At 46.9% G+C, this 12422-nt stretch carries 14 protein-coding genes; 5 read left to right on the top strand and 9 right to left on the bottom strand.

From position 1 onward, the window contains the following. Positions 1-101: 101 nt before the first annotated feature. The 4 genes from KJS57_RS00465 to KJS57_RS00450 form a co-directional block, all read right to left on the bottom strand. Positions 102-1028 carry a carbohydrate ABC transporter permease gene (locus KJS57_RS00465; RefSeq protein ID WP_213653339.1) on the bottom strand — a complete coding sequence of 309 codons (927 nt, stop codon included), beginning with the start codon at positions 1026-1028 and terminating at the stop codon, positions 102-104. Between the two features lie 3 nt (positions 1029-1031). Continuing rightward, the gene (locus KJS57_RS00460; protein WP_213653338.1) at positions 1032-2021 is read right to left on the bottom strand and encodes a carbohydrate ABC transporter permease; all 990 of its coding nucleotides are present in this window, start codon (positions 2019-2021) and stop codon (positions 1032-1034) included. Between the two features lie 161 nt (positions 2022-2182). Further along, positions 2183-3382: a GntR family transcriptional regulator gene (locus tag KJS57_RS00455; protein ID WP_213653337.1), complete on the bottom strand. Its 1200-nt coding sequence runs from the start codon at positions 3380-3382 to the stop codon at positions 2183-2185. A 98-nt stretch (positions 3383-3480) separates the two neighbouring features. Beyond that, a complete protein-coding gene (locus KJS57_RS00450) occupies positions 3481-4065 on the bottom strand; it encodes a TetR/AcrR family transcriptional regulator (protein WP_213653336.1) in 585 nt (194 codons plus the stop codon). A 132-nt stretch (positions 4066-4197) separates the two neighbouring features. Here KJS57_RS00450 and KJS57_RS00445 point away from each other — a divergent pair, with 132 nt between their 5' ends. Then, the gene (locus tag KJS57_RS00445; protein ID WP_213653335.1) at positions 4198-5340 is read left to right on the top strand and encodes a YhgE/Pip domain-containing protein; all 1143 of its coding nucleotides are present in this window, start codon (positions 4198-4200) and stop codon (positions 5338-5340) included. Between the two features lie 119 nt (positions 5341-5459). Here KJS57_RS00445 and KJS57_RS00440 read toward each other — a convergent pair whose 3' ends face one another. Together KJS57_RS00440 and KJS57_RS00435 are read right to left on the bottom strand one after the other, a co-directional pair. Next, positions 5460-5813 (bottom strand): DUF4260 domain-containing protein, encoded by a 354-nt coding sequence (locus KJS57_RS00440; protein ID WP_213653334.1) that lies wholly within the window; start codon positions 5811-5813, stop codon positions 5460-5462. Positions 5814-5824: 11 nt separating this feature from the next. Continuing rightward, positions 5825-6241 (bottom strand): MerR family transcriptional regulator, encoded by a 417-nt coding sequence (locus tag KJS57_RS00435; RefSeq protein ID WP_213653333.1) that lies wholly within the window; start codon positions 6239-6241, stop codon positions 5825-5827. 253 nt (positions 6242-6494) lie between these two features. Between KJS57_RS00435 and KJS57_RS00430 the strand changes: the two genes are divergently transcribed. Further along, positions 6495-7196, top strand: a complete 702-nt coding sequence (locus KJS57_RS00430) for a histidine kinase (protein WP_244861328.1) — start codon at positions 6495-6497, stop codon at positions 7194-7196. Then, the gene (locus KJS57_RS26575; protein ID WP_280520346.1) at positions 7193-7321 is read left to right on the top strand and encodes a hypothetical protein; all 129 of its coding nucleotides are present in this window, start codon (positions 7193-7195) and stop codon (positions 7319-7321) included. The genes KJS57_RS00430 and KJS57_RS26575 overlap by 4 nt, the downstream gene beginning before the upstream one ends. 110 nt (positions 7322-7431) lie before the next feature. On the opposite strand, the gene KJS57_RS00420 is transcribed toward KJS57_RS26575, so the two are convergent. After that, complete coding sequence (locus KJS57_RS00420; RefSeq protein WP_213653332.1) at positions 7432-8169, bottom strand: SDR family oxidoreductase; 738 nt, start codon at positions 8167-8169, stop codon at positions 7432-7434. A 186-nt stretch (positions 8170-8355) separates the two neighbouring features. On the opposite strand from KJS57_RS00420, the gene KJS57_RS00415 reads away from it, so the two are divergent. Next, complete coding sequence (locus KJS57_RS00415) at positions 8356-9261, top strand: AraC family transcriptional regulator (protein ID WP_213653331.1); 906 nt, start codon at positions 8356-8358, stop codon at positions 9259-9261. Between the two features lie 39 nt (positions 9262-9300). Here the strand turns inward: KJS57_RS00415 and KJS57_RS00410 are convergent, their stop codons facing one another. After that, complete coding sequence (locus tag KJS57_RS00410) at positions 9301-10764, bottom strand: MFS transporter (protein ID WP_244861327.1); 1464 nt, start codon at positions 10762-10764, stop codon at positions 9301-9303. 30 nt (positions 10765-10794) lie between these two features. Next, on the bottom strand, positions 10795-11373 hold the full coding sequence (locus KJS57_RS00405) for a hydrolase (protein WP_213653330.1): 579 nt from the start codon (positions 11371-11373) through the stop codon (positions 10795-10797). Positions 11374-11497: 124 nt separating this feature from the next. Between KJS57_RS00405 and KJS57_RS00400 the strand changes: the two genes are divergently transcribed. Further along, entirely contained in the window at positions 11498-12385 is an 888-nt protein-coding gene (locus tag KJS57_RS00400; RefSeq protein WP_213653329.1) for a TetR/AcrR family transcriptional regulator, read from the top strand. Positions 12386-12422 lie beyond the last annotated feature (37 nt).

The following is a 12422-nucleotide window of genomic DNA, read 5'->3' as shown; positions in this document are numbered from 1 at the left end:
CTGATACCCTCCTCAACAAAATCGATCATGTTTCTAGCCAAACAATATCATATATAATTTATATATTCAATATATCTAATAAAACTTTTACAATCTTATTTTTAACCTTTAATTCCCGTATTCGCAAGCCCTTGCACGATATACTTCTGGAAGAAGAAGAAGATCAGCAGCGCAGGGATCGTAATGCCCAGACTCAGCGTGATGATGAGCGGATAGTTAGCACTGGCACCGGGACCCGCTCCGACCGAAGAAAGGCGTGTAATCGCGGACGGCAGCGTCTGCAGATGGTCGCTGTTGGTATAGAAAAACGGAGTGACGAAGTCGTTCCAGACGTTAAGTGCCGTGGTGATGGATATAAACGCCATGATCGGCAGCTGCAACGGGAACAAGATCTGGAACAGCAGCCGCAGCGTACCGGCCCCGTCTACCTTGGCAGCTTCGTCCAGCTCGATCGGCACCTTCTCCAGCGATTGCTTAACGAGGAAGGTCCCCATGATGTTGATGGCAGGTCCGCCGATCAGGTACACCCACCACGTATCCAAAATGCCTTTGCCGCCTGTGAATATATCGTTGCCGCCCATAAAAGGGAACCGGGCAAACTCAAGGTACGTAGGGATAATCGCGATCGTCATCGGAATCATCTGCGTGGCGAGCAGCAGCAGGAAGAGCTGATCCCGGCCCTTGAACCGCAGCCTAGCGAATACATAGCCCCCGAGGAACGACGTCAGGATAGCCCAGAAGGTGGTGTAGACGGTCCGAAGCAAGGAATTGCGAAAGTATTCCGCGACGGCTGCATCCGTCGTGCCTTCGAACAAAGCGCGGAAATTGCGGAGCGTAGGCTCCTTGGGAATCGGAAATGCATGAATGACGGTGGCCATAAACTCCTGCTTCGTGAAAAAACCGGCCATGACCATAAACACGAGCGGATACATGAGCACGAGCCCGACCAGAGGCAGGACGGCGTGCCCTAACAAATGAGCCGGCTTAAATCGCGCGCGGCGCGCGCTGGCGGATTGGCTTGCAGACATCGGCTATACCCCCCTTCCCGGCTTCTTTAATGGAATGGTCGTCTTGCGATCCGAGCTAGTGGACCAGCTGTAATAGAAGACCGTAATGACGATGACGATAATCGCCATGATAAGCGAGGAAGCTCCCGCCATACCCAGATTGAAGTCCCAGAAACCGTCGCGGTAAATGCGGAACACTAGCACCTCGGTTTTTCCATAGGGGCCGCCGTTCGTAATAAACAGAACCTGCTCATAGATTTGAATGGCCGAGATCAGGCTCGTGATGAAAATATAAGTCGCAATCGGCTTCAAGCCGGGAATGGTCACATGCCGCAGCTTGCCGAGAGAGCCGGCCCCGTCCATGGACGCAGCTTCGTACAGGCTCTGATCCACCGACTGCAGACCCGCGAGCCACAGCAGGGCAGCGGCCCCTACGCCTTTCCAGGCCGAATAGACCACGATCCAGAAAATGCCCCAGCCGACGGAGTATTGCCAGACAATCGGCTCCTTGCCCAGCGACTTGAGAATGTTGTTGATGACGCCGTTATTTGTATCAAGGAATATATTGAAAATTTGCGTAGTGGCGACCGTGGAGGTTACTGCTGGAATATACCAGATCGAACGGTAAAAGCCCTTGCCCCATAGCGGCAGGTTCATGAGCAGCGCTGCACCGAAGCCGGACAGCAAAGTGATGCACGTGACCAGTCCGCCAAGCCAGATTGACCTCCACAAGGCATTCGTATAAGTCGGATCCTTGAAGAAATGAACGAAATTATCCAGTCCGATAAATTTGGGCTGATCCGCGATCCCGATCCAGCGGAAGAAGCCCAGCACAAAGCCAAACAAGGTCGGAAAACCCGAGACTAACAGCCAGAACGCAATCATGGGCAGCAATATTACGGTGGCCAGCAAAGCGTCGCGATGCATCGTAGAAAAGCGCTTCCAAAACCCCGGAGACCTTGGCGTTCCCGGCGCTTCCTGCGCCAATGCAACCCCATTCCCGTCGTGACTCATTCAACCATCCCCCCTACTATCAGTCAAAGTTGTACTCTTACTATAATTAGCAATATGCAATATGTCAATATCTTAGCTATATTAAATATATCATATAAACAAAAAGCCTTGAGGGATTTCTCCCTAAGGCTAGTTTCTTTCGAACGCCGTTCCACGGCTGGTTATTTGCGGAGCGGCCCCGTCGATTGACGAACGACGAGCTCGGGCTCGATAATGATTTTGCTGTAGCTGCCCGCTCCCTTTCTTTTGTCGACATCCAGCATCTCCAGCAGGATTCTTGCCGCTTGCTCTCCCATCTCCCCCTCGGACTGCGCGATATGAGAGTAGCCTCCTTCGTCCCCATACCCTGAATCCGGGTCGTCGAAGGTCAGGATGGACATATCCTGGGGAATCTTAAGTCCCAGCTTGCGGCAGATCGAGGAGATATGGACCCCCAGCCTGCCATTCAGCGTAATATAGGCTGTCGCCATCCCGCTCTTGATGAACCGGTACAAGGGATGATCCTCGCTGTTCTTGCTGTAATCCACGTTGAAATCCGTCAGGATTAAAGCCGGATTGATCAGCGCCCCCCTGCGCTTCAACGCTTCCATGTAGCCGTTGATCCGGTCCCCGACCGTAATGGTCGGCAGAACGGAGTCGGAGCAGATCGCGATGTCCCGATGGCCCAGCTCCCACAAGTAATCGACCGCCATCTGGCCTCCGACCAAGCCGTCGCTGCGGACGACATTGGTCTCGATCCCGGGCAAGTAGCGATCGACCAGCACAAAGGGATAGCCTGACGCCTTGAGCGACAGAATCTCTTCGTTATAAGTCTCGGCGTCGCAGGGGAAGATGAGCAGCCCCTCGCTCCCGCTGCGGATCATGTGCCGGATCGCTTCTTTCTCACGTTCAATCGAATTCCCGGTCAGAATAATATGGAGCTGATAATTGGCCGCCTCTAGTACAGCTTGAATGCCCTGAATGAGCCTCAGCCCGAAGTTGTCAATCAGCTCGGGAAGCAGCAGCCCGATCGTACGGACAGCAGGCGCCTCCTCCGTTCCGCTTCCGGCCCCATGGGCGGCGGTCTTCAGTAAAGGATAGTGAGAGGTACGCGGTTCGGCGTCCATGGTGCCCTGCTGGCTCGCCAGCATGCGCTCGATGCCCTCGCTCACAAAGCTGCCTCGGCCCGGCACGCGGTAGATCCATCCGTCCTTGGCGAGCTGCACGAGCGCGTTCGCCACCGTGATACGGCTTACCTCGAACTGCTCCATCAGCTCCTTCTCCGATGGAATTTTATCGTTTTCCCTTAATTTCTCTTGTGCGATCAAGTCCTTGAAATACTGCTGTATTTGCATATAAAGTGGTTGCCGTTCGGTTTGCATTTGGACATTCTCCTGTTACAAGTTGTTTCCTTTAAGATATAGCATTTATAGCATTTAGTCAATCAATAGGGTATTTGCCCAGCTCAATTAGATACTCGTTATTTCTTTTGAATAAAGGAGATAATTTCAATATATATTATAGTCATTTCTTGAGGAGTTTTATCTAACCCATTTTGAATCCATTGTTCAATTAATCCTAAAAAAGCTGAAGTAATAAAAGATAAAAAATACTCCATGGGTACTGTTAAGTTGGCAGTGTAGCTTTCATTTTTTCCTAAGTTAGCACGCACTTTCTCAGTAAAAGCAGCTCTGAATCGAAGGTGAAACCCCGATCTGCCATGTTCGCTAAAAAATATCTTTAATGTCGGCAATTGCATTTCAATAAAGCTGAATAAGGTAGATGCGATTTGCTCTTGACCCTTTTCAAACGATTGAATAGAGGTATAACGGGATTGCAGTTTATCAATATGATTCCCTAAGTCTGCAAACAACTGTTGCTCGATATGATCTATCAAATCAAATTTATCAATATAGTGTAAATAAAATGTCCCGCGATTAATCTCTGCATATTTTGTAATGTCCCCTACCGTTATGGATTCAAATGACTTCTTCTCTAAAATTTGCATAAATGATTTTTGGATAAGCTGCTTTGTTCTTTTATTTTTTTCGATATAAATGCTCATGTAAACACTACGTCCCCTCTAAAATTGAACAATATGCTCATTTTTGTTTATTGCTTCACATTCCTTCAAAATTATAAGATATACACATACTACTGAACAACATGTTGAAAATTCAGAAGGGACTGAATCCATTTGAGATTATTTAGTGATAAATTAGCATGGGCTGCTCCAATGGCTGTTATATTAATCATTGCTCTATTCTCGGTAAACTTATTCGCTCAAGGCAATCCCCAAGTAAAAAACCTGCCGGTTGCACTGATAATAAATGATGAGGGCCAGCATGTAGAAGTTGTAAAAGATGCAATTAAACAAATGAGTAAAGTGGCAGACGGCGCAGAGCCTGTATTAGCCTTTACAATTGAAAAAGAAGAAGATATTAAAAACCTCTTTAATGATAAAGAGTATTATGCAGCCTTAGTTATTCCCGAAGGGTATAATGAAGCGCTACAAAATGCGATTACTAATAATAGTGCCGCGACGTTAAAAGTATATATCAACCAAGGCTTTAACTATACGGGTGCTAACTTCGCAAAAACAGCATTAAATGGATTAATTACACAGTTAAGCGGCCAATACTCTACTAGCTTTATCGAAAAAATGGACGGCCAACAAATTGATGCCGCTACAGCTTCTGTACTTGTAAGACCCATTGTTTCTGAAGAACAAATATTCAATCCAATTACGGCTTCTACTGCAAATGGCAGCGCTCCGACATTAATGGCAGTACCTGCTTGGGTAGGTGCGCTAATCGGCGGCTTCATTTTATTCTTATCGAGCTCAAGTATTTTAAAAAGAGGCCGCTTAACCCGCAAACAAACTTTGCGTTTAATGGGTGAACAAGTGCTTTTCGGTGTGATTATTGCCCTATTCTCAGGCTTTACAGTTGCAACCTTAGGTTCTATTGCCGGGATAAACATGCCGAGCTACTTCTTAGTTGGATTCTTTGTATCGTTCGCAGCGTTCTGCTTCTTCCTGTTAGTATCAGCAATTACTGCATGGATCGGTAAACCTGCGATTACGCTATTCATGGTCGTTATGCTTCTAGGTATGGGTGTATTAATGACGCCTCAAGAAATGCTTCCAAGCTTCTTCGTAAACTTTATCCGCCCTTGGGTACCGATTCGCTTTGCTTCTGAAGGCTTACGTGAAATTTTCTACTTTGGTAGCGGCTTCTACACCGGCGGATCGTTCAACACGATTTTGGGAATTGGTATAACAGGTTTAGCAATCTATTTACTGTCCATTCTCAAACAAGTAAAAGCACAGACAAACTAAGGATAGAATTTAAGAATAGAATTAAGGATTGCTTTATTAGAATTAACTACTGACATTTACAGAGGGAAGTAAAGGACGCCCAATCGGGCGTCCTTTTCAGATCTGTCTAATTTGTATCCTCAAAGCCTTTGTATATGTGTATTCGTAAATGACGAATCTCGATATTTCAACCCGGCACCTATTGCTCTATCCATACAGATATGGGCGATCCAGATAATCGATCCTAATAACAGATCATCGTTTGAAAAGTATAAGTAACCTAATGCAAAAAGCAGCGGCAAAATAAAGGTGTGTCCCAAATTATAAACAATCGCACCTATTTTCTTATTTATGATGTACCCAAGCATTGTAAGATCTGGAACGAATAAAAGAACTAGGAACAACCCTATGGGAAAGTGCAGCTGCATGTAAATAAAAATGGAAAGCGCAAAGGCAAGTGCATATTCCACATGAACGATTTGTTTATTCGTCATCCTCTCTCTCCTTATAAATCCTTTTGAAATAAACCAAGCACTTGTTTTTCAATATCGTCTATATTCTCTAAATACTTCACATCACTTGCAAGTTCTTTAATGGCCTGCACGACTTTCAATGCCTGTTGATAAAACGAGATTCTTTCCTCAAGCTTCATGATTTTTTGATCGAATAACAATACTGTTGTATCCTTACATTCGGTTGATATAGATTTGTTGTCTCGTAATAGAAGTAATTGTTGAATTTCCTTTATAGTAAAACCTAATTGCTTTAATACGATGATAAGCTGTATTTGTTTTTCACATTCTTCATCAAATTCCCGATAACCATTTTCTCGTCTAATTGGAGTCAATAAGTTCTCTTTTTCATAATAACGAATCGTATCCGTTTGAATTTGATATTTGCTCGCAAAATCCCCGATCTTCATCCTTGGGTCCCCCTTTCCACAAAAATCATAACATTGGAGTTAAGTCCAGGGTCAACGGTTCATTTCAGAGGTTGGTACGATAAAAGTGCCGATTAACCTGTTTTTCCCTTATAATTGAAACACTGGATGTATTGGTGCTGATTTATTATTACTGGAAAAGTGGGATGACACTATGAAAAAAATATCATCTTTTATGGAGTGAGGGCTATTTGCTCTTCGTTCGTATCACTATATTTTGCTGGCGTCCCGTCTATTGCAAGAAAGTGAATTTACGCTCCTTACGGTAGTGAATATCCTATGGCTGATCCTCGCGATTACCGTCCCTATGCTGTTCTGGTTTCCCGGGCTTAGAAATAACAAGACTTGGTTCTGCATAATGGAGCTGCTGCTGGGCGGTTCTTATTATGTGAATTCTGCCATCCATCCGGATTTGACCTCAAGGGCGGATTATTTGCTGCTCAGTCTTATCATGGGATACTTAATGACGAGGAAGACGATCTGGGTTATTCCTGCGGTGGCGTTCATCCCCTTTTTATCGCAGACTTATTTGCATTTGCCTTGGGAGCAGGCGTTTAGCTTCGCATCAGACAATGTGCTGTTCTGCTTCATCGGGATATGGGCGAGTTCCGTAGCCAAAGCATATGAGGAGAAAAATAAACTGGCACTGGAAGTGGAGCGGCAAAACAAGCTGCTAACCCTCTACACTGCTGAAATCGAAACCATGACGCTTCAGGAAGAGCGTAACCGTATGTCGAAAGAGCTTCATGATACCTTGGGGCACTCCTTTATCGCAATTATTATGAGCCTTGATGCTTCGATTGCCCTTCTGGATCGGCCTTCTTGTGGCGGCGTAACTTGTGGTTCGCCATGGGGCTGCATTTTGCTTGGAATGCACTCGAGGGGGCGCTTGGCATTCCTGTATCCGGAATCCCTGCGGCCGGGTTGTTTACTGTGAAAGTAAATGGCGCAGCATGGCTCACGGGGGGAGATTTTGGCCTGGAGGGCTCTATTGTAACGGTGTCCCTAGGACTTGTGATTGCCATTCCGATGCTGATCGGTGCTGCACGGAAACGGCCTTGATTTGTTACTCTCTGATTTTGGATGGGAAGTTGTAGTTTTTTTGGATAAATAGTTATGAGTAAACAAAGTTCCCCGCAGCGTGCTGCGGGGAACTAGATCCCATCAGAGATTCAATTAAACCCGCCGTTTACGCGAATCGTTTGTCCTGTTATCCAACGGGCTTTGTCGCTGACGAGTAACTCGAGTACATTCGCAATGTCCTCCGGTTCGCCGAGCCGACCGAACGCGTTCATCTGACGGAACGAATCGACCAACTCCGGTGATTTCCCATCCAGGAACATATCGGTTGCCACTTGCCCGGGCGCCAAGCAATTGATAACAATGTCCTTTGGACCGAACTCCTTGGCCAATTGACGTGTCAATTGCTCGATTGCTCCTTTCGTTGCACCATATACGCTGTATGTTGGGAGCATAGCACCAGAGACGGACGATGAGAAGTTAATGATAGTTCCGCCTTGCATCATATGCTTCATCGCTTGTTGGCAAGCAAAATAAGTCCCTTTCACATTGAGCGCGAAATGCCGATCAAAAATCTCCTCCGTCATGTCCGCAATCGCATGGTTTTCCATAATGCCGGCATTATTGACCAAGATGTCCACACGCCCAAAGCGCTCTAGTGTTTCCGAAAACAACATCTCAATTTCATTCACCTTGCTCACGTCGGCTTGAATGGCCACCGCATGGCCACCAAATTGCTCAATCTGCTTTACAACCTCGTCCGCTTTGCCTCGGCTAGAGGAATAATTGACTGCCACTTTCGCTCCGGATCGCGCTAATTGGATGGCCACTTGGCGACCGATGCCACGCGAAGCCCCGGTGACAATTGCCACTTTTCTATTTAAACTCATGTTTGTTCCTCTCCTTTTTCAAGTTCTAGGTTCACCCACTATTTGTAAAGTCTTGCAATTTCATTATAGTATTTAATCTTAGCATGCCGTTATACCATTCCTGTCCAATCCTTGCCTTATTCTATTCCGTCTCCTTATAATAAAAATGAAAATCAACCTTTCAGGAAAGGAAGGTCACCATAGACGATGGACGAAACGCTTACCATGGAACATGCCTTGCAGCAATTGGCTATCTTAATACGTCGCCATGCACCTGATACGGGAACTTATCAGACGGCGATTCCTAATTTATCCGTGATGCATGCCACCCAATTGTCGGAACCGCTGGAGTCCGTCTACCAACCATCCATTTGCGTTGTGGCGCAAGGTGCTAAGACGGCGACGCTGGCTGGTGAAACCTATCGGTACGATTCTTCGACATACTTAGTCACATCCGTCGAATTGCCGGTCATGGGCAGAATCGTCGAGGCATCAGCTGAGATTCCCTACTTAAGTTTAAAACTGAGCTTCGATGCAGCCTCCTTTCTGGAGATTGTGGAAAAAGTGAATCGGCCGGCTTCCGAGGGATTGGAAACCGGCCGAGGTATAACCGTGAACCATATGTCTTCTGCGTTGCTCGAAGTCATCACCCGGCTCATGCAACTGCTCGACGCGCCTGAGGATATTCCTGTTCTTGCGCCGCTTATCATCCAGGAAGTACTATATCGAATACTTCAGGGTGAACAAGGTGCGCTCCTTTATCAATTTGCGACAAGCGGTAGCCTTTCCTATAACATCGCTCAAGCCATCCGATTCATCAACCAGCATTTTGACCGCCAACTGCCGATCGGCCACCTCGCAAAATCCGTGAATATGAGCATATCGGCATTCCATAAGCATTTCAAGCGCGTCACCGCGATGAGCCCTTTGCAATACCAGAAAACGATGCGTTTACAAGAAGCTCGACGGTTAATGCTGACGCAATCCCTTCACGCCTCTGATGCAGCGTTCCGCGTCGGCTACGAAAGCCCATCCCAATTCAGCCGTGAATATGCCCGTATGTACGGCCGACCACCGACGCGGGATATTCAAGAGTTTCGCGGTTCGACCTAAGACTCCGACAAATTCAGGGAAGCACTCGAATTTAGCTGGCTACGAATGAGTCTTGCAGGCTCTTTTTTTCGAATGAGGACGAAACCACGATGCTGCAAGGGCCAATAGGGAGGTCCATAGCAATGCGAGGATGACCCAGCGGTAGCCATGAATGATGAAAGCAAAATCCACGTCCGATATCACAGCGTTTTTTCCGGAATACAGCACGTTCTTCATATGGGCCGGTAGCGCCGCAATGATAATGGTTAAAGAAAGGGCCGTACTCAGCACTTGGCCCAAGTTATAGAGCATGGACCGCAGCCCATTTGCCACCCCTCGGCGGTTCTCCGGAACGGACGACATGATCTCCATCGTATTGGGAGTAAGAAATAAGCCGGTGCCGATCCCGATGAACAGCATCCCGCATGCGGCGGCCCCGTAAGGAAGATCCCCTCCGAGTACGAATAAGAGCAGCAGTAGTCCTGCTATGGTAAGAAGTATTCCAAACGAGGAAAGGACTCGAAGGGCGATTCTCTTGGTTAACATGCCGGCAATGGGGGATACGATCAACATCCCTATCGTAATGGGAAGAATCCTTAGACCGGCTTCCAGTGCGTTTTGATGAAAGGCAAATTGGTAGTACAGCGCGAAAATCAGGGCAATAGCCGTGCGTGCAAAGGATTGAAAGAAGGTAGCGATATTCGCCATCCCGAATATCCAATTTTTAAAAAGTCTGATATCCAACAATGGAGAAGCCGATCGATGCTCATGCCATAAAAATATAGGGGCTATTATCGCAAATACAGCAAAGCCTCCAATCACTTGATTGTTTCCCCAGCCTAACTCTCCCCCCTTGGATAGAGCAATAATTAAACCGGCTAATGCGATAAAGACCAGGATACCCCCATATCGATCAACTTTGGTACGCGGCTCTGTCCGTGGATTCTCCCTTAGAATCCGGAACCCCCAAATGAGAGCTATAATCCCAAAGGGAACATTGAACCAGAACACCCACCTCCAGCCCCAGGCAGTTGTGACCAGGCCACCGACGACAGGGCCAAGCACCTGCGCGATAGAAGCAGACAATATATTCAGGCCAAGGCCGGTACCGAGCTGTGTCTTGGGAAATGCGTCAGTGATCAGCGGCGTTGTGTTCGTCACCACGAGAGCTCCTCCGGCTGCCTGTACGATGCGGAGAAGAATGAGGATTTCTGCATTTGGGGAGCAGCCAAGTAAGAAAGCGGTTATGGTAAACACACCCAATCCTATTAAGTACATCCGCCTTCTTCCGAATATATCCGATACTTGCCCAAAGACCAGGATCAGAATAGTGTTTACAAGCATATAGGAAAGTAAAATCCAGCTGGATGTGGCTGCATCCGTATGAAACTGCCGGCTTAATTCAGGCAATGCGACATTGAGCGTTCCGATATTGATCAGAACCAAAAACGCACCGAGGCTAGTTACGGATAAGACATACCAGGGGTACATCAGATCTTGTGGGGGACGTTTCCCTCGGGTCAAGAGCTCAACCTCCTGCATACTGCATAAACCTTACGGTCTTTCTTCAGTAAAGGCTGAAATGATTTCTTGTGTGGTCCGAGTACGCCCAATACGCGGGAAAATATGGTCTTTTACGTAATCATGCTCGACTTGGGAAAATCCGGTCATCGCATCAATCGCAAAAATCTGCTGATATCCGTGCATAAACGCTTCCCGCGCAGTCGTATCCACACCAAGTCCGGTTGCGATGCCACATAAAACGAGGGTATCGATTCCCCTGCGGCGCAGTTGCAGGTCGAGCTCCGTTCCGTAAAAAGCTCCCCACTGTTTCTTGGTAATGATGTGGTCTGTATCGGCGACCCGCATTTCGGGAACGATCTCATCCCACCCCTCAGGCAGATTCAGTGCAGGTGCAGGTGTATCCAACTTCGGTTTAGGGATATCCTTCATATCTTTGCTGGATACCCTTACCAGAGCAACCATCGAGCCCTGATCACGGAATGCATCCGCCAAGACGGCAGCGTTTGATACCACCTGCTCGGCGGAATAAGGGGCATATTGGTTTCCTAACCACTTTTGCAGATCAATGACAACCAATGCTGTTTTTTGCGGATCAAATAATTTTTCCATACGACATTCTCCTTCTTATTCTTATTTGACCTTATGTTATGATTTGTGAACTGCCAGTCATTTGACTTGATGTTTTATATTTTGTACTATAATTCATAGCAGGTCAAGGGGGGAAATCTTTTTTATGATTGTGACAAGGGAAGAGGTAGTACAATCAGCGACGAGGCTTTTTAAGGAACGCGGGTTCCTTTCGACGACGATACAGGATATTGCCGAGGATTGCGGTATTGCCAAAGGATCGGTGTATAAATACTTTCCTTCCAAAGAGGATCTTTTTAGCGAGGTATTTAATCTATGTCATAACAACTATTTTGATCAAGTCGAGGAGCTGACCCGTCTCCCCGGACTATCGCCGGAAGAACAGTTTGTCCAGCAGATCGTTTTGCGATTCCGCTACTTTATGGAGTACAAGCATATTCTGGTCGAGTTTACTGAGCTCCCCATACAACAGGATCCCAAGTTTCAGCCGCTCAGACACAAGGTTAGGGGCCGGCTCATCCGATGGCATAGAGAGTGCTTGCTGCATGTGTTTGGCGAGGATATCGAACCGTACCTATGGGATTTAGTTGCCATCTATCGGGCGATTCTGAAGGAGTATCTATTTTGGATTGTATATGAGGAGAGGTCGTTATCGCTCGAAGAAACGGCGAAATTCATCTTGGACAAGCTCCATGTGCTCGTTAAGCATATGAAGACGTCCGATCTTAAGTCTATGCTGAACCAAGCTTCATTCGAAAGGTACTTAAACTGGGGATTCGAGGACCGGCAGGGTGAGAAGGGGCAGATTCTTTCAGAACTGTTTCGGGAAATGGATAAAGCCATTAACACGATCCCGGCCGGTGCCGTATATCGTTCGGAAATAAGGGAGCTTTACCGTTTTATCCAGACGGAGGTTAGTAAGGAGGAAGCGAATCATCCGTTGATACAGGCCTCGCTGTATTATTTGGAGAGGGAGAAGGAACTTAAAAGTCTGGTCGTTCAGTTGAGAAATATTATATTCTCGGGTATTTAGCCGGACAAAATGAGACCTGGATCATCACCGGCTTTCC

This window comes from Paenibacillus vini (assembly GCF_018403325.1).
Taxonomy (GTDB): Bacteria; Bacillota; Bacilli; order Paenibacillales; family Paenibacillaceae; genus Fontibacillus; species Fontibacillus vini.
The sequence above is the reverse complement of the archived record's forward strand: the minus strand, read 5'-3'. Positions and strand labels throughout refer to the sequence as shown.

Coding starts and splice junctions, on each gene's coding strand:
- KJS57_RS00450 (WP_213653336.1), bottom strand. CDS start 4,065: ATGAGCATTTATATCGAAAAAAATAAAAGAACAAAGCAGCTTATCCAA.
- KJS57_RS00400 (WP_213653329.1), top strand. CDS start 11,498: ATGATTGTGACAAGGGAAGAGGTAGTACAATCAGCGACGAGGCTTTTT.
- KJS57_RS00405 (WP_213653330.1), bottom strand. CDS start 11,373: ATGGAAAAATTATTTGATCCGCAAAAAACAGCATTGGTTGTCATTGAT.
- KJS57_RS00435 (WP_213653333.1), bottom strand. CDS start 6,241: ATGAAGATCGGGGATTTTGCGAGCAAATATCAAATTCAAACGGATACG.
- KJS57_RS00460 (WP_213653338.1), bottom strand. CDS start 2,021: ATGAGTCACGACGGGAATGGGGTTGCATTGGCGCAGGAAGCGCCGGGA.
- KJS57_RS00455 (WP_213653337.1), bottom strand. CDS start 3,382: ATGCAAACCGAACGGCAACCACTTTATATGCAAATACAGCAGTATTTC.
- KJS57_RS00415 (WP_213653331.1), top strand. CDS start 8,356: ATGGACGAAACGCTTACCATGGAACATGCCTTGCAGCAATTGGCTATC.
- KJS57_RS00420 (WP_213653332.1), bottom strand. CDS start 8,169: ATGAGTTTAAATAGAAAAGTGGCAATTGTCACCGGGGCTTCGCGTGGC.
- KJS57_RS00465 (WP_213653339.1), bottom strand. CDS start 1,028: ATGTCTGCAAGCCAATCCGCCAGCGCGCGCCGCGCGCGATTTAAGCCG.
- KJS57_RS00440 (WP_213653334.1), bottom strand. CDS start 5,813: ATGACGAATAAACAAATCGTTCATGTGGAATATGCACTTGCCTTTGCG.